Annotated in this window: 24 protein-coding genes; 11 read left to right on the top strand and 13 right to left on the bottom strand. The window is 70.9% G+C overall.

Annotation, left to right across the window (positions count from 1 at the left end; genetic code table 11):
* Nucleotides 1-19: 19 nt before the first annotated feature.
* Nucleotides 20-625, bottom strand: a complete 606-nt coding sequence (locus tag QM591_RS01270; protein ID WP_415128788.1) for a hypothetical protein — start codon at nucleotides 623-625, stop codon at nucleotides 20-22.
* 34 nt (nucleotides 626-659) lie between these two features.
* On the opposite strand from QM591_RS01270, the gene QM591_RS01265 reads away from it, so the two are divergent.
* From QM591_RS01265 to QM591_RS01240, 6 genes are all read left to right on the top strand, one after another.
* Nucleotides 660-1880: an endonuclease/exonuclease/phosphatase family protein gene (locus QM591_RS01265; RefSeq protein WP_415128786.1), complete on the top strand. Its 1221-nt coding sequence runs from the start codon at nucleotides 660-662 to the stop codon at nucleotides 1878-1880.
* A 107-nt stretch (nucleotides 1881-1987) separates the two neighbouring features.
* On the top strand, nucleotides 1988-3196 hold the full coding sequence (locus QM591_RS01260; protein ID WP_415128784.1) for a glycosyltransferase: 1209 nt from the start codon (nucleotides 1988-1990) through the stop codon (nucleotides 3194-3196).
* A gap of 7 nt (nucleotides 3197-3203) precedes the next feature.
* Nucleotides 3204-4295, top strand: a complete 1092-nt coding sequence (locus QM591_RS01255) for a glycosyltransferase (RefSeq protein WP_415128782.1) — start codon at nucleotides 3204-3206, stop codon at nucleotides 4293-4295.
* 356 nt (nucleotides 4296-4651) lie between these two features.
* Nucleotides 4652-5629 carry a GlxA family transcriptional regulator gene (locus tag QM591_RS01250; protein ID WP_415128780.1) on the top strand — a complete coding sequence of 326 codons (978 nt, stop codon included), beginning with the start codon at nucleotides 4652-4654 and terminating at the stop codon, nucleotides 5627-5629.
* A gap of 90 nt (nucleotides 5630-5719) precedes the next feature.
* Nucleotides 5720-7933, top strand: coding sequence for an ATP-dependent Clp protease ATP-binding subunit (locus QM591_RS01245; protein ID WP_415128778.1), 2214 nt, complete (start codon nucleotides 5720-5722; stop codon nucleotides 7931-7933).
* A gap of 459 nt (nucleotides 7934-8392) precedes the next feature.
* Nucleotides 8393-9241 carry a UbiA family prenyltransferase gene (locus tag QM591_RS01240; RefSeq protein ID WP_415128776.1) on the top strand — a complete coding sequence of 283 codons (849 nt, stop codon included), beginning with the start codon at nucleotides 8393-8395 and terminating at the stop codon, nucleotides 9239-9241.
* Here QM591_RS01240 and QM591_RS01235 read toward each other — a convergent pair.
* The 5 genes from QM591_RS01235 to QM591_RS01215 all read right to left on the bottom strand — a co-directional run bounded on the left by QM591_RS01235 (nucleotide 9132) and on the right by QM591_RS01215 (nucleotide 13701).
* Nucleotides 9132-10436 (bottom strand): FAD-dependent oxidoreductase, encoded by a 1305-nt coding sequence (locus tag QM591_RS01235; protein WP_415128774.1) that lies wholly within the window; start codon nucleotides 10434-10436, stop codon nucleotides 9132-9134. The genes QM591_RS01240 and QM591_RS01235 overlap by 110 nt on opposite strands.
* A complete protein-coding gene (locus QM591_RS01230; protein ID WP_415128772.1) occupies nucleotides 10429-11130 on the bottom strand; it encodes a methyltransferase domain-containing protein in 702 nt (233 codons plus the stop codon). Before QM591_RS01230 ends, QM591_RS01235 begins: the two co-directional genes overlap by 8 nt.
* Entirely contained in the window at nucleotides 11127-12320 is a 1194-nt protein-coding gene (locus QM591_RS01225) for a type III polyketide synthase (RefSeq protein ID WP_415128770.1), read from the bottom strand. Before QM591_RS01225 ends, QM591_RS01230 begins: the two co-directional genes overlap by 4 nt.
* A 96-nt stretch (nucleotides 12321-12416) precedes the next feature.
* Nucleotides 12417-13013 (bottom strand): nitroreductase family protein, encoded by a 597-nt coding sequence (locus tag QM591_RS01220; RefSeq protein WP_415128768.1) that lies wholly within the window; start codon nucleotides 13011-13013, stop codon nucleotides 12417-12419.
* A gap of 178 nt (nucleotides 13014-13191) precedes the next feature.
* Nucleotides 13192-13701: a small multidrug efflux protein gene (locus tag QM591_RS01215; protein WP_415128766.1), complete on the bottom strand. Its 510-nt coding sequence runs from the start codon at nucleotides 13699-13701 to the stop codon at nucleotides 13192-13194.
* A gap of 154 nt (nucleotides 13702-13855) precedes the next feature.
* Between QM591_RS01215 and QM591_RS01210 the strand changes: the two genes are divergently transcribed.
* The 3 genes from QM591_RS01210 to QM591_RS01200 are packed head-to-tail and all read left to right on the top strand — an operon-like array spanning nucleotide 13856 to nucleotide 15678.
* Complete coding sequence (locus QM591_RS01210; protein WP_415128764.1) at nucleotides 13856-14872, top strand: sensor histidine kinase; 1017 nt, start codon at nucleotides 13856-13858, stop codon at nucleotides 14870-14872.
* A gap of 30 nt (nucleotides 14873-14902) precedes the next feature.
* Nucleotides 14903-15079: a hypothetical protein gene (locus tag QM591_RS01205; RefSeq protein WP_415128762.1), complete on the top strand. Its 177-nt coding sequence runs from the start codon at nucleotides 14903-14905 to the stop codon at nucleotides 15077-15079.
* Complete coding sequence (locus QM591_RS01200; RefSeq protein WP_415128760.1) at nucleotides 15076-15678, top strand: response regulator transcription factor; 603 nt, start codon at nucleotides 15076-15078, stop codon at nucleotides 15676-15678. Before QM591_RS01205 ends, QM591_RS01200 begins: the two co-directional genes overlap by 4 nt.
* Before the next feature lie 104 nt (nucleotides 15679-15782).
* Here the strand turns inward: QM591_RS01200 and QM591_RS01195 are convergent, their stop codons facing one another.
* The 4 genes from QM591_RS01195 to QM591_RS01180 all read right to left on the bottom strand — a co-directional run bounded on the left by QM591_RS01195 (nucleotide 15783) and on the right by QM591_RS01180 (nucleotide 19937).
* Complete coding sequence (locus QM591_RS01195; RefSeq protein WP_415128758.1) at nucleotides 15783-16889, bottom strand: ABC transporter permease; 1107 nt, start codon at nucleotides 16887-16889, stop codon at nucleotides 15783-15785.
* Complete coding sequence (locus QM591_RS01190) at nucleotides 16886-17770, bottom strand: ABC transporter ATP-binding protein (RefSeq protein ID WP_415128756.1); 885 nt, start codon at nucleotides 17768-17770, stop codon at nucleotides 16886-16888. The genes QM591_RS01195 and QM591_RS01190 overlap by 4 nt, the downstream gene beginning before the upstream one ends.
* Nucleotides 17771-17991: 221 nt before the next feature.
* Nucleotides 17992-18684 (bottom strand): response regulator, encoded by a 693-nt coding sequence (locus tag QM591_RS01185; protein ID WP_415128754.1) that lies wholly within the window; start codon nucleotides 18682-18684, stop codon nucleotides 17992-17994.
* Complete coding sequence (locus QM591_RS01180; protein ID WP_415128752.1) at nucleotides 18681-19937, bottom strand: sensor histidine kinase; 1257 nt, start codon at nucleotides 19935-19937, stop codon at nucleotides 18681-18683. Before QM591_RS01180 ends, QM591_RS01185 begins: the two co-directional genes overlap by 4 nt.
* Nucleotides 19938-20076: 139 nt before the next feature.
* Between QM591_RS01180 and QM591_RS01175 the strand changes: the two genes are divergently transcribed.
* On the top strand, nucleotides 20077-20637 hold the full coding sequence (locus QM591_RS01175) for an NADPH-dependent FMN reductase (protein ID WP_415128750.1): 561 nt from the start codon (nucleotides 20077-20079) through the stop codon (nucleotides 20635-20637).
* A gap of 25 nt (nucleotides 20638-20662) precedes the next feature.
* Here QM591_RS01175 and QM591_RS01170 read toward each other — a convergent pair whose 3' ends face one another.
* The gene (locus tag QM591_RS01170; RefSeq protein WP_415128748.1) at nucleotides 20663-21502 is read right to left on the bottom strand and encodes an exodeoxyribonuclease III; all 840 of its coding nucleotides are present in this window, start codon (nucleotides 21500-21502) and stop codon (nucleotides 20663-20665) included.
* Between the two features lie 239 nt (nucleotides 21503-21741).
* Here QM591_RS01170 and QM591_RS01165 point away from each other — a divergent pair, with 239 nt between their 5' ends.
* Nucleotides 21742-22185 carry a hypothetical protein gene (locus QM591_RS01165; RefSeq protein ID WP_415128746.1) on the top strand — a complete coding sequence of 148 codons (444 nt, stop codon included), beginning with the start codon at nucleotides 21742-21744 and terminating at the stop codon, nucleotides 22183-22185.
* Nucleotides 22186-22445: 260 nt separating this feature from the next.
* Here QM591_RS01165 and pntB read toward each other — a convergent pair whose 3' ends face one another.
* Nucleotides 22446-23873 carry a Re/Si-specific NAD(P)(+) transhydrogenase subunit beta gene (pntB, locus tag QM591_RS01160; protein WP_415128744.1) on the bottom strand — a complete coding sequence of 476 codons (1428 nt, stop codon included), beginning with the start codon at nucleotides 23871-23873 and terminating at the stop codon, nucleotides 22446-22448.
* The coding region (locus QM591_RS01155) for a proton-translocating transhydrogenase family protein (RefSeq protein ID WP_415128742.1) at nucleotides 23870-24303 on the bottom strand (434 nt) is incomplete at its 5' end. The genes QM591_RS01155 and pntB, both read right to left, overlap by 4 nt.

The raw sequence follows: 24303 nt of genomic DNA, 5'->3' as shown, positions 1-24303 counted from the left end.
GGAGGGAGCGGGCGCCCGGTCAGGCGGGGTCGATGCGCAGCGTGGACGGCGACTCGGACAAGGGGACGTCCTCGATCAGCCGGAGCGAACGGGCGAGATCGTCGACCGCGCCGATGACGGTCCCGAAGCGTTCCCGGTCCGCACACACGGCGGTGACCGTCACGAAGTGGCTTCCCGTGTCCCACGTGTAGGTGGCGAACGGGGGAGGCGTGGACCCGTCGGGGCGCCGCGGCGGCAACGGCAGCTGCAGCTTCTCGCCCACGCCCAGGAACGTGCCCCGGAAGGTCTCCGTGTCGTCGTACTCCATGGGCATCATGGCCCGCGCCGTGCGCAGCTGCGGCGTCGCCTCTTGCACCTGCGCCAAGACCACGAGCAGCTCAGGATCGTCTTTCCACATCCACACGAGGATCCGCCCCGCCGCTCTGCGCATGATCGCGGGCGCCGCTTGACTCATCGCCCAGGCCGCGACGGAGCTTCCGGGGCGCGCGTCGGCGCCCAGCAACGCATTCGCCTGGCTCAGCAGCATGCGGATCGCCTTCTTGCGCGCGCGGCGTCCGGCGAAGCCGAAGGACCCGGTGACGGGAACCCAGCGGGAACGGTCGGTATCGGCTTCCAGGCGTGCCATTCCTCCAGCGTACGTTCGCTGTTAGCATCCCTCCATGCGCCTCCTCACCCCCCGGGGGGCCGTCGCTGTGCTCCTCACCTCCGCTCTGCTCGCCGCGACGCCCGTCGTCACTGCTGCCGCTGCTCCGTCGCGCCCTGCGGCGGTGGGTCTCGTCACCTTCATCAACGCCTCCCTGACTCCGACCGGCGCCACCCTGAGCGTGGACTGGGCCGACGTCCCGGGCGCGAAGAAGTACGAGGTGTTCGCCTCGACGTCCTACGACGGGGTGCTGGCCAAGCAGACGCCCAACGTCACGGTCGAATCCTCGCGCGCGACGATCCCCCGCCTCCTCGAGGGGCGCAACTACTACGTGCAGGTGCGCGCCGTCTCGGACGGCGGAACCGGCCCCAAGTCGTGGCGTGTGGGGCACGGCACCATGGTCGGCGAGGCGAAGCTCTCCGCGTCGACGCCCCGATACCGGGCGGTCAGCTGGAACATCTGCTCGTACGCGTGCGCGAACTTCTCGAAGCGCCAGAAGACGATCAACAGTCGGATCGTCGAGCTCAAGCCCGACCTCGTCGCACTCCAGGAGGCCTCCCGCTACTCCACGGCGCCCAAGGGGTACCGCTTCGCCGTCGAGGAGCAGAACGCCATCCTGCTGCGCTCGGGGCAGTTCACCGCCGTCAAGAAGAACTCCGCGGGAGCGACGAGCGGGATGAAGCGCTTCGCGAAGAAGGTCGCCACCCCCGGCCGGGGCGTCGCGTGGGCGGCCGTCAAGCACAAGTCCGGGAAGTACGCGGTGGTCTTCAGCGTGCACCTCTTGGCCGGCACCTCGTCCAAGGCCGTTGCTCAGCGCGAGTACGAGGCCGGGAAGCTGCCCTCCTTCATCACGTCGACCCTCAAGAACCTCAAGAAGTCGCACGGAAAGCTCACCGACTGGACGAAGGCTCCCGTGTTGGTGCTCGGCGACTTCAACACGCACAAGGGCCGTACCAACGACGACACGATGAAGGTGCTCAACGCCAAGGGCTGGTACGACGGCTTCGATCAGGCGCGTCGTCTGGTGCGGCAGCACCACAACACCGCGAATCCGGACTGGCAGCGCACGCCGCTGGTCGGCATCCGGTGGGGGTCGCACGTGGACAAGGTGATCGTGCGCCCGTCCCGCTCCGTCGTCTACCGGTGGGAGAGCGCGGGGAAGATCGTCAACGGCAAGTACGCCGCTCCGCTCCCCTCGGACCACAACCCGCTCGTGGTCGAAGTGGGCCTGAAGTAGCCGACGCTCCGCGCGCACCCGAGTCTGTCGAGGGGCCTCCGGTAGACTTTGGGCGGCGTGAACGCGACCGCGTTCCACCGCAGCCGCAGAGATTGGCCTCGTATCCCGTGACCGAAACCGCGACGCCTGCCGACGATGTGCTCCGCGATCGACCTCCCTTGACCATCGTCATGGCCGCCGACACGTTCGCGCCCGATGTCAATGGCGCGGCGCGTTTCGCCGAGCGCCTCTCGGCCGGGCTCGCCGAACGCGGCCACGACGTGCACGTCGTGACGCCGAGCGTCGGGCACCGCAACCACGGCGTGTTCACGGAGAACATCGAGGGCCAGGACCTCACCGTCCACCGCCTCCCCGGGTGGCGCTGGTACCCGCACGACTGGCTGCGCTTCGTGTGGCCGTGGCGGAGCAAGCACTATGCCCGCAAGATCCTCTCGTCGGTGCAGCCCGATGTCGTCCACAGCCAATCCCACATCGTGATCGGCCGCGGGATGACCCGCATCGCCCACCAGCGCGGGATCCCCGTCGTGGCCACCAACCACGTCATGGCGGAGAACGTGCTCGATTTCACGACCCTTCCGCCCGTGCTCGACAAGATCGTCGTGAAGCTCGCCTGGGACGACGCCAAGCGCACCTTCCTGATGTCGCGGGCCGTCACCACGCCCACGCGCCGCGCGGCCGAGTTCCTCGAGAAGACGATCGACATCCAGGGCGTCATCCCCGTCAGCTGCGGCATCGCCAAGCGCAACTACACCCCCGACCTCACGCCGCGGAAGCACCACCGGGTACTGTTCGTGGGCCGGCTCACCACCGAGAAGCACGTGGAGGTCACTCTCGGCGCAGTGGCGAAGCTCGCCCCGGAACTGCCCGAGATCACCTTCGACATCGTCGGCGGCGGCGACCAGCGCCGAAACCTCGAGCAGGCTGCGCAGCGCCTCGGGATCGCGGATCGGGTGAGGTTCCACGGCCGCGCCTCCGAAGAGGAGCTACGGGCGGCGTACACGAAGGCGGACGTGTTCGCGATCGCGTCGGTCGCCGAGCTGCAGTCGATCGCCACGATGGAGGCGATGGCATCGGGCCTTCCGATCGTGGCCGCGAACGCGGTGGCGCTCCCGCACCTCGTCCACGACGGCGAGAACGGCTACCTGTTCGAGCCGGGCAACGTCGGCGACCTGGCCGACAAGCTGCGTCTGGTGCTCACGGCCTCGCCCGAGGAGTACCTGCGGATGCAGCAGGCATCGCTCGACGGCGTCGAGATCCACGACATCGAGAAGACCCTCGACACCTTCGAGAAGCTGTACCGCGGCGAACCCGTGTGAGCCCGCGGTGACCCGGCTCTTCTTCGACGCGCGCTACATCCGCACCGATTTCCACGACGGCATCAGCCGTTACTCCGCGGAACTGGCCGCGGCGGTGGCGGCACGTGCGCCGGAGCGCGGCGTGGAGGTGACCTTCCTCGTCTTCGACGATGCCCAGCGTCGCTTTCTCCCGGAGGGCGCCTCGACCCTGACGATCGGAGCGCCGACGGCGCTCGGCGAGCCGTTGCGTGCGCGGGAGCTCAACCGGCATCATCCCGACGTCGTCTTCTCCCCCATGCAGACGATCGGCACGATCGGGCGCCGCTATCGGCAGATCCTCACCCTCCACGACACGATCTACTACCGTCACCGCACGCCGCCCCGCGACCTTCCGTGGTTCGTGCGGCTCGGTTGGCGGCTCTTCCACCTCTCCTACGTTCCGCAGCGGCTGACGCTCAACGCCGCCGATGTCGTCGCGACCGTCAGCGAGACCAGCGCACACCAGTTCGCCGAGGTCCGGCTGACGCGCAGACCCGTCGTGGTGATCCCCAACGCGCCGCAACGACTCGCCGACCTGCTGCCGGCGCCGGCGGAGGTGGTCCCTGGCGCGCAGAACCTCGTCTACATGGGCTCGTTCATGCCGTACAAGAACGTGGAGACGCTGGTGAGGGCGATGGCCGGGCTCCCGGGGCGCACGTTGCACCTCCTGTCGCGCATCTCGCCGACGCGCCGCGCCGACCTCGAGGCGCTCGTGCCGGCTGGGGCGTCCGTGGTGTTCCACGGCGGTGTGACCGACGAGGAGTATGCGCGGCTTCTGGCCGATCGCGCCGTGCTCGTCTCGGCGTCGCTCGACGAGGGATATGGGCTCCCGCTCGCCGAGGCGCTGGCGCTCGGGGTCCCCGCGGTCGTCACCGACATGCCGATCTTCCGCGAGGTCGCCGGCGACGGAGCCCTCTATGCCCCGGGCGCCGATGCGGACGCCTTCGCCGCCGCCGTGCGGGAGCTCGACGACCCGCAGGCGCACGCCCGGGTGGTCGCGGCGGGCGCGGCGCACATCGCGCGCTTTTCCTGGACGCGCTCCGCCGACATCCTGCTCGACACCGTCACCTCGCTCGCCTGAGGGCCCGCCTCGGCCGAGGTCGAGTCGGCGATGCGTGCCGAAAGCAGGGCGACCGCCTCCCTCTGCGGGTCTTCGGGACGGATACCGACATCGGGCCTGCTTTCGGCACGCAGTACGGCTGCGAACGGCAGGGTCCCGCCCGGTCGAAGGGCGGCGACCCGGCCTGAATCAGGGAAGGCGGGTGGGGTCGGTGGGGATGCGGCGGTAGCCGTCGGACAGAAGAGCACGGACGGTGCCGATGGCACCGGCGAGGGCGAGGGCGGCGAACAGGATCAGGACGAACATGGCAGAAACGCTACGCATGACGAGATCACGCCACTAGTGGCAGGACTGCGCATAAGGGTAGGATTCCTGCCATGCACACCGTGGCCCTGGTCGTCCTCCCCGGATTCGCGCCGTTCGAGTTCGGACTGGCCTGTGAGGCGTTCGGCCTCGACCGCTCCGACGACGGCATCCCCAACTTCGACTTCCGTATCGTCACGCCCGACCCCGGAGCCGTTCCGAGCAACATCGACTTCTCGATCAACGTCGAGCGTGACCTGACGTTCGCCGACGAGGCCGACCTGGTCGTCGTCGCGCCCATCCCGCGCGAGAGCTGGGGGCAGGTCGACGAGCGCGTGCTCGCGGTGGTCCGCCGTGCCGTGGAACGCGGAGCCTGGGTGCTGACCGTCTGCAGCGGGTCGTTCGTCGTCGCCGCCGCCGGCGTGCTCAGCGGGCGACGCGCGACGACGCACTGGCGGTACGCCGACACGATGTCGGCGATGTACCCCGACATCGACGTCGACCCCCACGTCCTCTACGTGCAGGACGGCCGCATCATCACGAGTGCGGGGACGGCGGCGGGGATCGACGCGTGCCTGCATCTGCTGCGGATCGAGATCGGAGCGGAGCTCACCAACAAGATCGCGCGGCGCATGGTGGTGCCGCCGCAGCGCGACGGCGGGCAAGCGCAGTTCATCGACAAGCCCCTTCCGGTCACCGCTTCGCTCTCGCTCGCGCCGGTCACCGACTGGATCCTGCAGAATCTCCGGCTGGAGATGTCGGTGGACCAGCTCGCCGCCCGTGCTCACATGTCGCCGCGGACGTTCGCCCGCCGCTTCAAGGCCGATTTCGGCACCACTCCGGCCGCGTGGCTCGGGCGCCAGCGAATCCTCCACGCGCAACGCCTGCTGGAGCAGACCGATCTGGGGCTCGATGCCATCGCCTACGAGTGCGGGTTCGGCTCGGCCGCGGTTCTCCGCCAGAACTTCTCCCGCGCGCTCGGCACCACCCCGACGGCCTACCGCGCCCGATTCGCCTGCACCGAACCCATCGCCGAGGCCATCGCCTCCTGATTCTCGCGCCCTCCCGAACTCCCCGTTGAGGTGCTAAACTTGAGCCATCGCGACTCAAGTTTGATTCGCCACAGATTTCAGGGAGACACCATGAACGCGCAACCCGCACCCGGGCAGGAGGAGCAGAAGAGCGCCCTCGAACAGTTCGGGATCAACCTCACCGATCGGGCTCGGCAGGGAAAGCTTGACCCCGTGATCGGACGCGACAGCGAGATCCGTCGCGTTAGCCAGGTGCTCACCCGCCGCACGAAGAACAACCCCGTGCTTATCGGTGAGCCCGGCGTCGGAAAGACCGCCGTCGTCGAGGGGCTCGCCCAGCGGATCGTCGCGGGCGACGTGGCCGAGTCGCTCAAGAACAAGGAGCTCGTCACCCTCGACATCTCCGCTCTCGTCGCCGGCGCGATGTACCGCGGCCAGTTCGAGGAGCGGCTCAAGAGCGTGCTGAAGGAGATCACCGAGTCGGATGGGCGGATCATCACCTTCATCGACGAACTGCACGTCCTCATGGGAGCAGGCGGAGGCGAAGGATCGGTCGCGGCGTCCAACATGCTCAAGCCCATGCTCGCCCGCGGCGAGCTGCGCCTCATCGGCGCGACCACCCTCGACGAGTACCGCGAGTTCATCGAGAAGGACGCGGCTCTCGAACGCCGCTTCCAGCAGGTGTATGTGGGCGAGCCGTCGGTCGAGGACACGATCGCGATCCTCCGCGGGCTCAAGGGGCGCTACGAGGCGCACCACGGAGTCACGATCAGCGACGGCGCGCTCGTCGCGGCGGCCGCCCTCTCCAACCGTTACATCCCTTCCCGTCAGCTGCCCGACAAGGCGATCGACCTGATCGACGAAGCGATGAGCCGACTCAAGATGGAGATCGACTCGAGCCCCGTCGAGATCGACCAGTTGCGCCGACAGGTCGACCGGATGCGCCTGGAGGACCTCGCCCTCAAGAAGGAGAAGGACGACGCCTCCAAGGAACGTCGCGCGAAGCTGCGGGAGCAGATGGACGCCGCGGAGGCGGAGCTGCGGGTGCTCGAGGCGCGCTGGGAGCGCGAGCGGGCGGGCCTCAACCGAGTCGGTGAGCTGAAGAAGCAGCTGGACCAAGCGAACACCGATCTCGAGCGCGCGATTCGCGAGGCCGACTACGCGCGGGCGTCCAAGCTCCAGTACGAGACGATCAAGCGGCTCGAACGCGAGCTCGCCGACGCCGAGCGGGCCGAGGCCGACCCCGCCGAGGAGCGGATGGTGAACGAGCAGGTGACCGACGAGGACATCGCCGCCGTCATCGCCGCATGGACCGGCATCCCCGTGGGCCGCCTCTTGCAGGGCGAGAGCGAGAAGCTCGTGCACCTGGAGGCCGAGCTCGGCAAGCGACTGATCGGACAGAAGGACGCCGTGAAGGCCGTCTCCGACGCGGTGCGTCGCTCGCGGGCCGGTATCAGCGACCCGCAGCGCCCGACCGGCTCTTTCCTCTTCCTCGGGCCGACCGGCGTCGGCAAGACCGAGCTCGCCAAGGCGCTCGCCGAGTTCCTCTTCGACGACGAGCGCGCCATGGTGCGCATCGACATGAGCGAGTACGGCGAGAAGCACTCCGTCGCCCGGCTCGTGGGCGCCCCTCCGGGGTACATCGGCTACGAGCAGGGGGGACAGCTCACGGAGGCCGTCCGACGCCGGCCGTACTCGGTGGTGCTGCTCGACGAGGTCGAGAAGGCGCACCCGGAGGTGTTCGACATCCTGCTCCAGGTGCTCGACGATGGGCGCCTGACCGACGGACAGGGACGCACGGTCGACTTCACCAACACGATCCTCGTTCTTACGAGCAATCTCGGGTCGCCGATCCTCATCGACCCCACGTTGTCGGTGGAGGTCAAGCGGGAGCAGGTGATGGCTCTGGTCCGGCAGGCGTTCCGCCCGGAGTTTCTCAACCGTCTCGACGACATCGTCATGTTCCAGGCCCTGAGCGAGGACGACCTCGCCCAGATCGTGGAGCTGTCGGTCGATGCCCTGCAGCGCCGACTCAAGGACCGCCGGCTCACGCTGGCGGTCACCCCCGACGCGCGCGCGTGGCTCGCCGAACGCGGGTACGACCCGCTCTTCGGCGCGCGTCCGTTGCGCCGGCTCATCCAGTCGGAGATCCAGGACCGCCTCGCGATGGCCCTGCTGTCGGGCGGTGTGCACGACGGCGACGTCGTGCGTGTCGACGTGGCGGCCGACGGCTCCGCGCTCGTCCTCACGAGCACCGCTGCTCCGCCGACGGCCGGAGACGACGGCGACGACGACGTGATCGAGGCTGAGCTGCTCGACGACTGATCCTCGCCGCGGCGGCTCGGGCGGGGTCATGGTCGTGCGAAAAGCAGGCTGAGGTCGGCCTGGTGGCTGTCGCTGGTGGGTGGGACCCGGTTCGGCCTGCTTTTGGCTCGGGTTGGGGCTCGGCTCGGTCGCCGCGGCGGACCGGCGGTCGGGTCGGCCGCGCGGGCGGCGGTGGGTTGGCGGCGCGGGTGGGGGCGTGGTCGGGCGAAAAGCAGGCTGAGGTCGGCCTGGTGGCTGTCGTTGGGGGTGGGGACCCAGTTCGCCCTGCTTTTGGCTCGGGTGGGGGCTCGTTTTGGCTCGGGTTGGGGCTCGGGTTGGGGTCCGGCTCCGTCGCCGGCGGCGGGACCGGTGGACCGGGCGGCGGACCGGGCGGCGGACCGCCGGGCGGCTCGGGTGTGACACACACGGGGGCGGGGGATTGGCGCGGGGTGAGACGGTGCGGCGGGGTAGCGTCGGGACATGACGTCGACGGCAGTCCGGGCCCTGTGGGGATCCTCGCATCCCGGACCGTCTCTGGTCGTCACCGCGTTGGCGCTCGCGCTCGGCGTCGCGGCGAGTGTGGAGCCGTGGCGACTCGTCGTGCTGACGGCCTCGGTGCTGGCGGGGCAGCTCTCGGTGGGCATCTCCAACGACGCGATCGACGCGCGCCGCGATGCGCAGGTCGGCCGCACCGACAAGCCGATCGCGCGGGGCGACGTCGGCCTCGGGACGGCGTGGGCGGCCGCGATCGCGGCGGCGGTGGTTGCGCTCGGCCTCTCCGCCGTTCTGGGCGTCGAGCTCCTCGGGGTGCATGCGGTGGCCCTGGCCTCGGCCTGGTCGTATAACGCCGCGCTCAAGAACACGCCGATCTCCGTCCTGCCGTTCGTCGTCAGCTTTGGGCTCTTCCCCTCGTTCGCGACCCTCGCCGCCACCCCGCCGACTTTCGCTGCCCTGTGGGCCACAGTTGCCGGTGCCGCCCTCGGTGCGGCGGTGCACTTGACGAACGTGCTTCCCGACCTCGACGACGATGCGCGCACCGGGGTCCGGGGCCTTCCGCACCGGCTGGGTGTGCGCGCGGCGGCGATCCTGGCGGTGACGGGAATCCTGCTCGGGGCGGTCGCCGTGCTCCTCGGTCCGGTGATCGGCGGGCCTCAGCCGCTCGCGGCGATCACGCCCGTGTCGTGGGCGTTCTTCGGCGGCGTCGTGCTCGTCGCGCTCCTCACCCTGGTGCGGGCTCTCCGACGTCCGCCCGCCCGAGTGCTCTTCCGCTTGACGATGCTCTCGGCCCTCCTCCTGGCGGCGCAGCTGGTGGGTACTTCGGCCGCCTGACGGTAGACGCGTCGCGATCGAAGCCCATCGCGTAGGCATGGGCGAACAGGCTGCCGGACGGGCCGGCGAGCATCAGTCGCAGCAGCGCGGAGCGTGCCGCGTCAGGCAGCGGAAGTGCCGGGTTCCCCAGTGTCGGACGCCCCAGTGTCGGACGTCCCAGTGTCGGACGTCCCAGGGCGGTGTTGACGGTCGCGAGGGCCGCGGCGATGCGCGCCGACCGCACGCGGCGTCGCTCCCAGGCGTCCAGTTCCGCGGCAGGAGCGGTGCCCGTGTGCACCCACTGGGCGAGAAGCGGCGCGAGTCCGAGCGCGTCGAGGAGGCCGAGGTTCATCCCCTGACCGCCGATCGGACTCACCTCGTGTGCGCCGTCACCCACCACGACGATGCGGTCGCGGCGCAGGCGCGGCACCACGACCCGGCGCACCCGGAACGTCGACGCCGACGCGTCCACCTCGACCGACGTCCGTCCCCGCTCCGCGATCGCCCGCTGCAGGCGGTGCGCGGCATCGTGGGGAGCGGGGTCGTCGCCGCGTCCGTCCCATGCGACGAACCTCCGCCGGCTACCGGGAAGCGGGAACGACTCCAGCACACCGCCCGGGGCGAGCGTGACGACGGCGACGTCGTCGTCGTCTGCGCGCGGACCGACGTCGAGGTCGGCCATGACGTAACGGTCGGGGTAGTGCCGCACGGCGACCGCCCCGGGCCGGTAGACGAGGTGGCGTCCGCCGGACCCCGTGGCGACGACCACGATCGCGGCGGTCCATTCGCGCTCGCCGTCGTCGCTCACGGCGCGCGCTCGCACGCGGTCACCCGCTGGCCGTACCTCTCGCACCGTCACTCCGCGCAGCGGAGCGGGTGCCCCGACGCCGAGGGCTTCCTCGGTGAGCGGCTGCGGAAGCGTCGCGACGAAGGGGAACCGCGTCGACAACCGGTCGAAGCGGACAGTGCCCAGCAGCCGCCCCGCGCCGTCGCGGGCCTCGCCCCGGTGCACGCGGAGGGCGGACGCGAGGATGCGGTCGACGTGCCCGCTCGGCTCCAACGCCGCGAGCACGGGTGCGTGGATGCCGATGGCGCGGGAGTGACGCCCTCGGTCGACGCGTCGCTCGAGCAAGAGCACGTCCACCCCGCGGAGCCCCAGCTGCGCCGCGAGTGTCAGCCCGACGGGGCCTGCCCCGACGACGATGACCTCAGGCACGGCCTGCTCCGACCGCCAGCACCCGGAAGGGCGCGGGGGCCTCCACGCGCCATGCGGCTCCGAGCGCGGACTCCAGCTCGTCGGGACGGTAGCTCCGGCGGACGGAGCGCAGCCCGTCGGTGCGCAGGAACGTGCCGGGCGCGATCGGGGTGATCCCGACGGCGTACAGGGCGTAGGCCAGTCGCCCGCGTCGGATGTCGGCATGGAGCACCGGGCCGCGGGAGAGGGCGAGCGAATCGTCGGCGAACTGCGCGAGCGCGGACGCGTCGAGGTGGTGGAGCACGTGGTTGGACAGGACGACGTCGAAGCTCTCGCCGCTCTCACGCACCTCCGTCGAATCGGCGCGACGAAACCGCACGTCCTCGCGTTCGCGCTCGACCGCGACCTCGAGTGCGCGGGGGTCGGGATCGATGCCGAGCCACCGCGCCGGCAGTCCGTCGCGGCGCGCGAGGGCGGCCAGTCGGGAGGCGACGTCGCCTCCTCCGCAGCCGATGTCGAGCACCCGCGCGGCGGATCCGTGGCGGGCGCGGGCGAGGAGGGCGGGGCGGACGTGACTGCGGTAGAGGCGGTCCCAGCCCGACACCAGGCGGTTGACCGTGCCGAAGCGGCGCAGTGTGGCGGCGAGCCGCTCCGGGTCGCAGGCGGGGTCGTCCATGAGCTCGCGCAGTGCGGTGTCGCGGTGACGCAGGCTCACGGCGCGACGGCCCCGACCGATGAGAGGGGCACGCCGGCCGGCCGCCGCTCGGCGGTGCGGCGGGTGAGGAGAGCGGACTCCACCGTCAGCCCCGGACCGAAGGCCAGGGCGGCGATCCGCCGGGCGGCATCGCTGTCCGCATCGTCACCGACGGGTGCGGACAGCTGGGCGGCCAGGATGAAGAGGATCGTCGCGCTCGACATGTTCCCGTAGTCCCTCAAGACCCGACGGGAGACCGCGAGCGCGTCGGGCGGGAGGGACAGGCCGCTCTCCACGCGGTCGAGCACGCTGCGTCCACCGGGATGGACGGCCCACGCATCCGGAACGTCGCCGGCGAGGAAGCCGCCGACGGCCGAGCGGATCTCCCGCCCGATGATGCGGGGCACCTCGGCCGAGAGCGTCATCTCGAAACCGTGGTCGCCGATCGTCCAGGCCATGTCGTCCTCGCCCTCCGAGGTGACCGTCGTGGCGAAGCGGTCGAGGTCGAGTCGGGGGCCGCCGTGGCCCGCGACGAGATCGGGGGCGGCGGTGACCACGGCGGAGGCTGCTCCGTCGGCGAACACGGAGGCCGCGACGATCTGCTCGGGGTCGGCGGACGGGCGGAAATGCAGCGTGCACAGCTCGGCACACACGACCAGAACCACCGCATCACGCCGCGCGGCACAGAGGGCGTCGGCCAGCCGGAGGGCGGGAAGCGCCGCCGCGCAGCCGACGAACCCGAGGTGGAATCGCTCGGTGGTGGCAGGGAGGCCCAGATCGCGTACGAGGCGGTAGTCGGGCCCGGGCGCGAACAGACCGGTGCAGGAGACGGTGACGACGTGAGTCACCTGGCCGGGGGAGAGACCCGCGCGGTCGAGAGCGTCACGACCCGCCGCCGCGAACAGGGCGGGCGCCGTCCGCAGGTACGCGTCGTTGCGCGCCCCCGTCGTGGGGCGCTGGAGCACGCCGCGTTCGTCGACCACGGGGAGAGCCTCGGACGTCGGGTCAGCCGGAGAGCGGGGCGGGTTCGGCGCGAGCGCCGACAGCACGGTGTGTCGAGTGTCGATCGCCGCCGCGTCGAACGCGGCATGCACGAGCCGGCGGGTGAGCCGGTCGACACCGGGCTGCTGCGCGAAGAGGTCGCGGACGTGATCCTGCGGCAGACGGGTCGGCGGGACGGCCGTGCCGATGGCGAGGATGCTGGCGGTCATGGTTCACCGTAACCAGCCGAGGCGCCCGGCGCGACGGGCGTTGCGGATCCGCCGGGCACACGATATGCGGTGTCCGGCGGATCCGGCGGGGCGCGGTCAGTCGTTGACGATGAGGGTCTCGGCGATGGGTCGCCGGGTGCGCGGGGCCAGCTCCCGCTCACGGAGCGCCTCGGGGGCCGCCTCGATGTCGCCGAGCGCGCCGACGGCCATGACCGTCACGGCGGCGAGGTCGTCGCCGAATCCGAACGCGCGCGCGATCGCTTCGCGGTCGAAGCCGCCCATCTGGTGGGTGTGCAGACCGGACGCGTGGGCCTGGATCGTGAAGTGGGCGGCCGCTTGGCCCGCGTCGTACGACGCCCAGCCGAGGGGCTTGCCGTCGAGCGAGGTGGTCGTGGCGAAGACGACGAGCGCGGCCGCGTCAGCGGCCCACGACCGGTTGAAGCCCATGAGGGCCTCCACGATCGCCGCGTGCGCGGTGCCCCCGCGGCGGGCGACCACGAAGCGCCACGGCTGCGTGTTGTTGGCCGACGGAGCCCATCGTGCAGCCTCGAGGGCGCTCCGCAGCGCCTCTTCGTCGATCGGGGTCTCGGGGTCGAACACGCGCGTGCTCCAGCGCTCCGCCATCACATCGAGGATGGGGGCGTCGACATCGGCACGGTGGTCGGATGCGGGGTGGTCGAGGGTCATGCTCATGGCGTCTCCTTGGGTTCGTTCGGTCGGGACGCCATCGGCCCAGTGCATGCAACCGCATGCGTCGCGCGATTGTTCCCGCTTCGACCTGCCGCGTCGAGGCCGCCCCGTCCGACAGCCCTCATCGCCCCCAGACAGCCCTCATCGCCCCCAGACGGCCTTCACCGCCCCCAGACAGCCCTCACCGCCCCCAGACAGCGGAGAGCACGCCGGTCGCGAGGAGGGTGAACACGGTGGTCCACCCGGCGATCGCCACGGCCTGCCAGGCGAGGATCCGCCCGCGGGCCACGCCGGCACCGGCCAGCATCACGGCGGTGAAGTGCGTCGGCAGGAGCAGCGGGCCGAGCAGGCTCACTCCCGGCACACCGTACTTGGTGAAGGCGCGCTGGAACTTCTGGCGTCGCGGAGAAGGCTCGGGAGCCCCACCGCCGCCGCGCCCCGCCGTGGCTGCCGTGCGCACGCCGGCGCCGAGCAGCACGAGGAGGGTGACGCACACGAAGTTGCCGGTCGCGGCGGCAACGGCCGCGACGATCGGGTGTACACCGCCGAGGATGCCGATCGCTGCTGCGCCCTCACCTTCGACGAACGGGACGGCGCCGGCGGCCGCCACCGCCAACGGCTGCAGGGGCCCGGGAAGCTGCGCGACGAGATCCTGGAATCCGGCGACGAGATCGGCGAGGGGACTGGACACGGGTTCTCCTTGGGGACGGCCGCCGCGGCGGGACTGTGGTCGTTCCTCCAGTCCAGCGACCGGTAGGGGGATCGGCCAGTGCCGACGGGGCTCCTCCGTGCGGGAGAGTCGAGCGGTCGGAGGGTGACATTTGTCATGGCCGTACCCTGGGGCCATGACGATCGCGCACGAGGAGACTCCGCTGCGCCCTGGTCTCGGCGCCGGGTCCGGCGGCGTGACGGCCACGTGGTGGTACACGGTCCTGTCGGCGATGTTCTTCGCCGTCTCGGTGCTCTTCGTCTGGTTCTGGATCGCTCGCGCGACCGCCGCCGAGTCCCCCGCCCTCCTCGTGCTCTACGTCGTCGGAGCGCTGGCGTGGCTCGCCGCTCTGGCGCTCGCGCTGCGTGCCCCGTGGAGGACGGAGGCGGAGCGACCCTCTCGAAACTGGCGGGTCGTCACCGTTGCGGTCGCGGTCGCCGCCGCCGTGGGGGCCGGGTTCGGGGCCGGGAGTGTGACGCTGGCCCTCGCGCTCGTGGTCGGCATCACCGTCCTGTCTCTTCCTCGCGGTGTCCGTGGCCGCGTCACCGTCGTGGCGACGCTCGTCGTGGCTGCGGCGGGAGTCATCGAAAGCACGGCAGAGCGCTTCGGCGCATCCGCGATGAGCTGGCTCATGCCGTTCCTGTTCGCCGCGGCCCTGCCGAGCGCGATCGTCAGCACCCTGTGGTGGTGGGAGATCGTGCGCGAGCTCGACCGCTCGCGGGCGGCGCAGGCGCGCCTGGCCGCGGTGAGAGAGCGACTGCGGTTGGCCGACGACGTCCACGACCTGCAGGGACACCACCTCCAGGTCATCGCCCTGCAGCTCGAGCTCGCTCAGCGTCTCCTCGCGACCGATCCCGACGCCGCGCTCCGCCACCTCGCCGACGCCCAACGCTCGGTCGACGACGCGCGGGCGGGAACGCGCGCTCTCGCGACGCGCTTCCGCGGCGTTCCGCTTCCCGACGAGCTCGCCAACGCGGTCGACCTGCTCCGCGCGGCGGGAGTCGACGCGACTCTCGACGTGTCCTCGGATGCGGAAGCCGCTCCGCGCGAGGCGCTCGGACCGGTCGTCCGGGAGGCGACGACCAACATCCTCAAGCACGGGGGCGGCACCTGGGCCCGGCTGAGCCTTCATCGCGACGGAGCACGATGGTGATTCCGCGCAGCCAACGACACCCCGGCCGCGGTGACGGTGCGCGCCGCCGCGGAGGGATCGGGTCTTCACGGCATGGCGAACCGGATCGCGCAGGCCGGGGGCGAGTTCACCGCGGCGACCCGCGCGAGCGATCCGGCCGCCGCGTCCGAGGGGGCGGGAGAGTTCGTGCTGCAGGCCTCGGTGCCGGACGAGGGAGAGGCGCGATGATCCGGGTGCTCATCGCCGACGACGAGGACATGATCCGTTCGGCCCTCTCCGCTCTCCTCCGGCTGGAGGGGGACATCGACGTCGTCGCGGAATGTCGGGACGGCGAGGAGGCGGTCGCCGAGGCGATGCGCCTCGTGCCCGATGTCTGCCTGTTCGACGTCGAGATGCCGGGGCTCGACGGCATCGACGCCGCCGCGCGGGTGCGCCGGAGCGTCCGCACTCGCATCGTCGCCGTCACCCGTCATGCCCGCCCTGGAGTGCTCCGACGTGCGCTCGCCTCCGGTGTCGACGGCTTCCTCCCCAAGACGCGCCGCGCGCAAGACGTGGCCGAGGTGATCCGGCGGGTCGCGGCGGGCCGGCGCTACGTCGACCCCGAGATCGCGGCGGATGCCCTGTCCGACGAGCGCTCGCCGCTCACCGATCGGGAGCTCGATGTGCTGCGCGCGGGCCGACGCGGAGAGACGATCTCGCAGATCGCGGCGGTCTTGCATCTGTCGCCGGGGACGGTGCGCAACCACGTCTCGTCGATCCTCGGCAAGCTGCACGTCGCGACCCGTCAGCAGGCCGCGATCGAAGCCGAGGAACGGGGCTGGATCTAGGCGCCCCAGCTGCCGGAGCGCCGCTCGTGCCCGGAAAGGGAGACACGCGACGACCGGGAGGCCGATTCCCCCCGGTCGTCGCGTGCGCGTCGCAGCGTGCTGGACTAACCCTTCAGCGCCTCCGCGAGCTTCACGCGCGCACCCATGCGCAGCAGAGAGTTCTCGTAGATCCGAGCGCCGACCATGATCGCCGCCACGCAGGTCGCGAGGAGGATCGCCAGCGACAGCAGCGGCTCCCACCACTGCGCCTCGCCGAGGAACACGCGCACCGGCATCCCGACGGGCGCCGAGAACGGCACGTACGACATCACGGAGAGGACCACCGGGTTGTCGTTGAAGAACACGACGAGGAAGTACGGCGCCATCACGAGCATCGTCAGCGGTGTGGTGGTGGAGCCGATGTCCTCCTGCCGCGACACCATCGCGGCAGCCGCGGCGAACAGCGACGCGAGCAGCACGAACCCGAACAGGAAGAACACCGCGAACCAGACCAGCGGCGCACCGAGCCCCGTCAGGAGCGCGGTCTGGTCGGTGACGGTCAGCCCGATGATCGCGATCGCGCCGAGCCCGACGATCTGTCCCATGGCCAGAACCGTGTTGCCGAGGACCTTGCCGGCCAACAGGGCGCGGGTCGGGATGGCCGAGATGAGCAGCTCGACCACGCGCGTCTGCTTCTCCTCGACCACGCTCTGGGCGATCGTGGAACCGAATGTGATCGCCGCCATGAAGAAGATGATGCCGAAGCCGAGGGCCACGAAGTAGCGCAGCATGAAGTCGACTCCGCCGGTCTCCAGCAGCTCGACCGGCGGGCTGATGCTCAGGAGCGGCATGAGGCCGCTCGGCACGGATTCGTTGGCGACGAGCGTGTAGCCGAACGGCTCCGCGCCGCCGGGGATCAGGGCCGCGTCGACATCGCCCGATCGCACGAGTTCACGCGCGGCGTCGGCGTCGGCGGCCTCGGTCACCTCCACGGCGGAGGTCAGTTCCGACACGGCGCCGGAGGTCTGCGGCGTGACGGCGACGGGGATCCGGCTGTCCGACTGTGCGGCGAAACCTCCCCACACGACCGCGACGAGGGCGATAGCGAAGAGGATCCCGGTCGAGATCAGGAAGGCCTTGCTGCGGAGCTTGGATCCGATCTCCCGCTCGGTGACGAGCCAGACGCTCTGACCGAACGACGGGGCGGACGTGGAAGCGGTGGACGAGCTCACTGGATGACCTCCGTGAAGATCTGGGCGAGGGAGGGGTGTCGCGGCGCGAAGCTGGCGACGTCACCGCGCTCGAGGGCGCGTCGGAGGACCTGCTGAGCGGCCTCGTCGGAGTCGGCGTCGAAGAGGGCATAACCCCCGTCGAACTCGATCACGTGCACGCCGGGCTCGTCGCGAAGCCAGCCCGCGTCGCCGGCCGAGACGAGCTCGAACCGGCGTTGCGCGTGCTGCGCCCGCAGCTCCTCCCGGCTGCCGTCGGCGCGGATCGTCCCGCCGGCGATGATGACGAGGTCGTCGCAGAGACGTTCGACCACGTCGAGCTGGTGCGAGGAGAAGATCACGGCCGCTCCGGCCGCGGCCCGCCGGTGGAGTACCGTCGCCACGACGTCGACCGCGAGGGGGTCCAGGCCCGAGAACGGCTCGTCGAGGATCAGCACCTCCGGGTCGTGCACGAGCGCGGCGGCGATCTGCGCGCGCTGCTGGTTGCCGAGCGACAGGGTCTCGACGTTGTCCTCCAGGCGCTCGCCGAGACCGAGCTCCTCCAGCAGCGCGGTCGCGCGAGACGTCGCCTCCGCCTTGGAGAACCCGTGGAGCCGGGCCAGGTAAACGATGTGCTCCCGCACCCGCATCTTCGGGTAGAGGCCGCGCTCCTCCGGCATGTAGCCGAACCGCCGGCGGTCGGCGGTCGTGACCGGCACCCCGTGCAGGGTGACGTCTCCCGAGTCGCGGGCGAGCACGCCGAGGATGATGCGCATGGTGGTGGTCTTTCCCGCGCCGTTGCCGCCGACGAAGCCGGTCAGCCGGCCGGCGCCGACGGAGAACCCGACGTCGTCGAGCACACGGCGACCGCCGTAGCTCTTGGTGATCCCGCTCAGTTCGAGCATTCGCTCCTCCTCCAGTGGTGTGGTTCCACGCTAGGGAAGACGCCGCGTGGGTGCCTCCGCCCCCGGGGGGAGATCCCGGCGTCCCCCGTGCGGGGGAGTGGCCGGCGGGCGTCGTGCACAACTCCTCCAAATCGGGAGTCTCCGCAGCATCCACCCGCGCGGCCGTAGGTGTCGGGCGACCGACCCGCGGCGGACTGGAGGAGTTATGCAGGCGCGCCGGGTCAGGCCAGCCCGTGACGGTGGGCGTAGACCACCGCGGCGACGCGGTCGCGGGCGCCGAGCTTCTGGAGCACGTTCGAGACGTGGGTCTTCACCGTCGCCTCGCCGATGTAGAGCTCCTGAGCGATCTCCGCGTTGCTGAGGGCTGCCGCCAGAAGACGCAGCACCTCGGTCTCCCGGTCGGTGAGGTCCACCGGCAGCGATGGAGGAGCCGGCGAAGACACTCCTGCTCCCGGCGGCGTCGCTGTCGCCGGCGTGCCTTCCGCCGCGGCGAACCGCTCGATCACCCGTTTGGTGACCGCCGGGGCGAGCAGCGCGTCGCCGGCGGCCGCCACCCGCACCGCCGTGATCAGCTCCTCGGGTCCGGCGTTCTTCAGCAGGAAGCCGCTGGCCCCCGCTGCCAGGGCCTGGAAGAGATAGTCGTCACGGTCGAAGGTCGTGACGATGACGACCGAGGCCGTGACGGCGGGATCGGAAGTGAGCCGCCGCGTGGCTTCCAGTCCATCCATATCGGGCATCTGCACGTCCATGCAGACGACGTCCGGGCGATGGGCGGACACGGCCGCCACCGCCTCCGCCCCGGTCCCCGCTTCACCCACGACGAGGATGTCGTCCTCGCTCTCGAGGATCATCCGGAATCCTGCCCGCATGACGGCATGATCGTCGGCCAGGACCACGCGGATCGGCCCGCTCATGACGTCACCGCCAGCCTCGATGCGGGCACGCGCACGCGCACCAGGTACCCGTCGCCGCGCGGCCGGGGGCCGACCTCGAGCGTTCCGCCCGACGCGGCCGCGCGTTCCCTCATCCCCACGAGCCCCAGTCCGGGTCGCCCGCCGCCGCGAACGACCCCGGTGTTGGACACGTCGAGCTCGACGGAATCGCGGGTGTAGCGGAGGCGGACGTCGGCGGTCACTCCCGGCCCGCCGTGACGCCGCGCGTTCGTGAGCGCCTCCTGCGCGATGCGGTACAGGTTCACCTGCACGAGCTCCGACTGCTCCACCGGGTCGCCGATCACCGTCAGCGTGGTCGGCACGCCGTTGACATTCGCGTGTTCGATGAGCTCCGGCAGGGCCGACAGGCGCAGCGTGGATCCGCCGGGGGTGTCGGCGTCCGGTGTCCGCAGGGTGTCGAGGAGGTTCCGCAGTTCGTCCAGCGCTGCCCGCGCCGACGTCTCGACGCCGGTGAGTGCCGTTCGGGCGACGGCGGGGTCGCGTTCGAGCACGGCACGGGCGGCGCCGGCCTGCACCCCCATCGCCGACACGTGGTGGGCGACCACGTCGTGGAGCTCCCGAGCGATCTGCACACGGTCCAGCGCCACCGCCTGGGCCGCGGTGAGCTCGCGTTCGCGTTCGAGCTCGGCGGTGCGTTCCTCCAGGGCGCGACGCGACTGCGCGTCTGCCCAGGCGCGGTCGCCGAAGAAGTAGGCGCCCCCGAAGAAGGCGGCGTTCACGAGGAACTGGATGAGGATCCACGCGGCGAAGGGCGAGAACAGCCCCGCGCGGGACAGCCCGTCGTCGTCGGGCGCGGTCGCCGCCTGGAAGGTCGTCACCAGCAGCCAGAGGAACATCGCGGCGACCACGAGGAGTCGCACGATCGTCGCTCGGCGCCGATCGGAGACCGTCGCGCCGACGGAGTACATCGCCGCGAAGAGCACGACGTTCGCCACGTACATCTCGGGGATGCGCGCAGAGACGCCCACGAAGAAGGCGAGCGAGACGACGACGAGCACGACTTCCGGGAAGCGCCGACGGAGGGCGATCGGCAGGGTGAGGACGGCGGCGTAGAGCAGGGACCACCCGAACGGCGGCGTGTCGGTGCCGTAGAAGCCCGCGATCTGACCGAGCCACGAACTGATGACGGCCGCGACGAACAGGCCGAGGGCCAGCCACGCGTCGCGACGCACCCGCGGATCGTCGCGCAGGCGCTGCAGGGCGGCAAGTCTCATCCTTCCAACGTAGGGTGCGGTGCCGGGACGGTCATCCCCCGTAGGACGGAGGTGGAGCCGACCGCCGGCCGCGCAACCCCCTGTCGATGCGGTGCGTGAGAGGGCAGGCTGGGACAGTCGGCCGATCGAAGGGAACCCCATGACCGCGAGCGTCTTCACCGTCGGACTGATCGTCGGATCCGCCTCGCACGACTCGCTGAACCGCCGCTACGCCGACGCGTTGCGTCGGATCGCACCGGAGGCCGGGCTGGACCTCGTGGACATCCCCATCGCGCACCTGCCGTTCTACGGAACGCAGTACGACCGCGAGTACCCGGCGGTGGGCGTCGACCTCAAGCGGGCGATCGACGAGGTGGACGGGCTCCTCATCGTCACGCCTGAGTACAACCGCTCGATCCCCGCGGTGCTGAAGAACGCCATCGACTGGGCGACTCGTCCGGGTGGGAAGTCGTCGCTCGCGGGCGTGCCGACGGCGGTGACCGGGGCGAGCAAGGGCGCCGTCTCGACGGCGGTGGCCCAGGCGCACCTGAAGTCGATCCTGTCCGCGCTCGGCGTGCCGCTGGTCGGGGTGCCCGAAGCGTACATCCGTGTCGACGACGGCTTCTTCGCCGAGGACGGGTCTTTCGCGAGAGAGGGCACGTCGGAGTTCTTGGCGGGCTTCCTCTCCGCACTGCACGACCTCATCGCGCGCTGGCGCTGAACCGGGTGACGCCGGCGAGGAGGTCCTAGAAGATCATCGGGCGGTCGTCGTCGTCGGGACCGTCGAGGTCGAGGTCGACCACGACCGGAACGTGGTCGCTCGGGACCTCGCCCTTGCGCTCGTTGCGGTGGATCGCCGCGCCGACGACGGCATCGGCGAACGCCCGCGATCCGAGGATGAAGTCGATGCGCATGCCTTCGTTCCGCGGGAAGCGCAGCTGCTTGTAGTCCCAGTAGGTGAAGCCGGTGGGGACGAGGGGACGAACGGTGTCGGCGAGTCCCGCATCCAGCAGCGCCTGGAAGGCGGCGCGCTCGGGCGGTGAGACGTGGGTGGTGACCCCTTCCACGACGGTCGGATCGCCATTGTCCGCGTCGGTGGGGGCGATGTTGAAGTCGCCCGTGAGCGCGAGGGCGAGGTCGGGGTCGGCGGCCAAGGCCTCCTGCGTGTAGCCGCGCAGGGCCTCCAGCCACTCGAGCTTGTAGCGGTAGTGCGGATCGTCGAGCGAGCGTCCGTTGGGCACGTAGAGGCTCCATACGGTCACGCCATCGATCGTCGCGCCCATCGCTCGGGCCTCTTGCGGGGCCCCGGGGCCGTCGTGCCCCTTGGCGAAGCCGGGCATGTTCGGGAAGCCGATCTGCAGGTCGTCGATGGGTGCGCGGCTCGCGATCGCCACGCCGTTCCACTGGTTCAGTCCGTGGGCCTCCACCGTGTACCCGGCCGCCTCGAACTCGGCGTACGGGAACTGCTCGGGCTTGCACTTGATCTCCTGCATCGCCAGCACATCGATGTCTTCGCGCACGGCGAACTCGACGGTACGGGTGACGCGGGCGCGGATCGAGTTGACGTTCCAGGTGGCCAGGCGCATGGTATCCAGCGTATTGGTCCCCACCGACGTCTTGCCCCGAGGGGGCGGTTCCGCGAGGCGGCCGTGCACAACGGCGGATGCCGAGGTCGACACGCCGTGGTCCACGGTTGGAGGGCCGGCGTGTCACCCTCCGACTCCGCCATTGTGTCCAGGGCGGCGGAAGGGAAGGTCGGGTTGGGCCCGTTAGTCCCGGCCCGACGCGGGGTGGGCGCACGCCGGGCCGGAGTACGGTCGGCGCCATGACCGCCGCCGTTCCCCCCGTCCAGCCCGTGGCTCGCCGGCTCCGGCTCGGGCTCCTGATCGTCGCGTGGTTCTCGCTCGCCTCCGCGCTCGTGGGGATGATCGGGCTGACACTCGGTGGCGGGATCGGCATCCCCACCGAGTGGCTCGACGGATCCGTGTTCGACTCGTACGTCTGGCCCGGCGTGATCCTCGGCGTGGTCGTGGGTGGGGCGCAGGCGCTCGCGCTGGTCGCCGACCACGGGCACTTCCGAGTGGCCCTCGGTCTGCATGCGGCGGCAGGCCTCGTCATGATGATCTGGATCTTCGTGGAGATCGCGATCCTGCTCGTGTGGTCGCCCTTGCACGGCATCTACTTCGTGGCGGGGCTGGTGCAGGTGGTCTTGGCGGTGCTGGCCCTCGGTGCCTGGCCGCGTCCCTTCCTCGCCCGCTCCCCGCGCTGACCTCGTCCGTTCCCGGGCCGCCGTCGTCCGCTCCCGGGCCGCCGTCGTCCGCTGCCGGCTCGCCCTCGTCCGCTGCCGGGTCGCCGACGGCTGAGCACACAACGGCGGATGGCAGGGGCGACTCGCCGGGGGAGGAACCGGTGGGGGCGGCGAGTCGGTGTGGATCTCCGCCGTTGTGCATCACCGGAGCCGGAGCACAGCCGCACCCCCGCACCCGAGCCGGAGCACGGCCACCGCCGCAGGCGCGGGGGCGAGCGACGTCAGGCGGTGAGGGAGCGGAGGATGTCGTCGACGCGGTCCTTGGCGTCGCCGAACAGCATCTGGGTGTTCTCCCGGAAGAACAGCGGATTCTGCACCCCGGCGTAGCCCGATGCCATCGAGCGCTTGAAGACGATCACGTTCGCCGCCTCCCACACGTGGAGCACGGGCATGCCCGCGATGGGCGAACCCGGGTCTTCGGCCGCCGCCGGGTTGACGGTGTCGTTCGCGCCGATCACCAGCACGACGTCGGTGTCGGAGAAGTCGTCGTTGATCTCATCGAGCTCCAGCACGATGTCGTAGGGCACCTTGGCTTCGGCCAGCAGCACGTTCATGTGCCCCGGCAGGCGCCCGGCGACGGGGTGGATGCCGAAGCGCACCTCGACGCCACGCCCCCGGAGCGCCGCCGTGAGCTCGGCCACCGGATACTGCGCCTGTGCGACGGCCATGCCGTACCCGGGGGTGATGATGACCGACCGGGCGGAGGTCAGTAGCTCGGCCACGGATGCCGCGTCGGTCTCCCGGTGCTCCCCGGCCACCTCGTCGCCGCCGCGCGGCGCCTCGATGCCGAAGCCACCGGCGATCACCGACAGGAACGACCTGTTCATGGCCTTGCACATGATGTACGACAGGTAGGCACCCGACGACCCGACGAGGGCACCCGTGACGATCAGGAGATCGTTGTTCAGCAGGAACCCTGCCGCGGCCGCGGCCCACCCCGAGTAGCTGTTGAGCATCGAGACGACGACCGGCATGTCGCCGCCACCGATGGAGGCGACCAGGTGCCAGCCGAGCGCGAGGGCCAGCAACGTCACGGCGATCAGGAGCCCGAGCGAGGGGACGATCACGTACCAGACGGTCAGGACGAGGAAGGCGACGAGCGCACCGACGTTCAGCGCGTTCTTGCCGGGGAGCATGAGGGGCGTGGAGCTGATCCGCCCCGAGAGCTTGAGGAAGGCGACGATGGACCCGGTGAAGGTCACCGCGCCGATGAAGACGCCGATGAACACCTCGGCGTGATGGATGTCGACGAGTTGCGCGGGCACCTCGCCCGCGGCCAGGTGCCCGTTCCAGCCGACGAGTACGGCGGCGAGACCGACGAACGAGTGGAGCAGCGCGATGAGCTCGGGCATGCCGGTCATCTCCACGACGCGCGCTCGCCACAGGCCGACGGAGCCTCCGATGAGCACGGCCGCCACCAGCAGCACGAGGCCCACGGTTCCCGACGTCGTGCCCCAGGCGCCCGCCGCGGTGAGCCACACGGTGGCGATGAGGGCGATGGCCATGCCCGCGATGCCGTACGTCACACCCCGGCGAGACGTGTCGTGCCGGGAGAGCCCGGCCAGGCTCAGGATGAACAGGAGGGCGGCGACGATGTAGGCGCCTCCCGCGATGGCGCCCGCCGTGACGATGGAGTCGAGTCCGATCACTTCTCGGCACCCTTCTGGAACATGGCGAGCATTCGCCGGGTCACGGCGAAGCCGCCGAACACGTTGATGGAGGCCACGAGCACCGCGATGGCCGCCAGGACCTGCACGACGAGGTCGCCGGCGGTGATCTGCACCATCGCACCGACGACGATGATGCCGCTGATGGCGTTGGTGACGCTCATGAGCGGTGTGTGCAAGGCGTGGGCCACCTTGCCGATCACGTAGAACCCGATCACGACCGAGAGCGTCAGGACCAGGAAGTGCTGCGGCAGCGGCGCCGGTGCGATGGCGCAGACGAGGAACAGCAGGGCGATGCCGACGGCGGTCAGGACGCTCTTTGCCGCCGTCGAGATCCCGCGCGGGGGTGCGGGGGTCGGGGCGGGCGCTGCGGGTGCGGCCGCGGGCGCTGCCGAGACCTGCACGGGCGGCG

This window comes from Microbacterium sp. (genome assembly GCF_047607225.1).
Classification (GTDB): Bacteria; Actinomycetota; Actinomycetes; order Actinomycetales; family Microbacteriaceae; genus Microbacterium.
This window is presented reverse-complemented; position numbering and strand designations above follow the sequence as displayed.

Coding starts and splice junctions, on each gene's coding strand:
- QM591_RS01245 (WP_415128778.1), top strand. CDS start 5,720: ATGAACGCGCAACCCGCACCCGGGCAGGAGGAGCAGAAGAGCGCCCTC.
- QM591_RS01165 (WP_415128746.1), top strand. CDS start 21,742: ATGACCGCCGCCGTTCCCCCCGTCCAGCCCGTGGCTCGCCGGCTCCGG.
- QM591_RS01200 (WP_415128760.1), top strand. CDS start 15,076: ATGATCCGGGTGCTCATCGCCGACGACGAGGACATGATCCGTTCGGCC.
- QM591_RS01190 (WP_415128756.1), bottom strand. CDS start 17,770: ATGCTCGAACTGAGCGGGATCACCAAGAGCTACGGCGGTCGCCGTGTG.
- QM591_RS01240 (WP_415128776.1), top strand. CDS start 8,393: ATGACGTCGACGGCAGTCCGGGCCCTGTGGGGATCCTCGCATCCCGGA.
- QM591_RS01220 (WP_415128768.1), bottom strand. CDS start 13,013: ATGAGCATGACCCTCGACCACCCCGCATCCGACCACCGTGCCGATGTC.
- QM591_RS01250 (WP_415128780.1), top strand. CDS start 4,652: ATGCACACCGTGGCCCTGGTCGTCCTCCCCGGATTCGCGCCGTTCGAG.
- QM591_RS01185 (WP_415128754.1), bottom strand. CDS start 18,684: ATGAGCGGGCCGATCCGCGTGGTCCTGGCCGACGATCATGCCGTCATG.
- QM591_RS01265 (WP_415128786.1), top strand. CDS start 660: ATGCGCCTCCTCACCCCCCGGGGGGCCGTCGCTGTGCTCCTCACCTCC.
- QM591_RS01170 (WP_415128748.1), bottom strand. CDS start 21,502: ATGCGCCTGGCCACCTGGAACGTCAACTCGATCCGCGCCCGCGTCACC.
- QM591_RS01180 (WP_415128752.1), bottom strand. CDS start 19,937: ATGAGACTTGCCGCCCTGCAGCGCCTGCGCGACGATCCGCGGGTGCGT.
- QM591_RS01175 (WP_415128750.1), top strand. CDS start 20,077: ATGACCGCGAGCGTCTTCACCGTCGGACTGATCGTCGGATCCGCCTCG.
- QM591_RS01210 (WP_415128764.1), top strand. CDS start 13,856: ATGACGATCGCGCACGAGGAGACTCCGCTGCGCCCTGGTCTCGGCGCC.
- QM591_RS01225 (WP_415128770.1), bottom strand. CDS start 12,320: ATGACCGCCAGCATCCTCGCCATCGGCACGGCCGTCCCGCCGACCCGT.
- QM591_RS01270 (WP_415128788.1), bottom strand. CDS start 625: ATGGCACGCCTGGAAGCCGATACCGACCGTTCCCGCTGGGTTCCCGTC.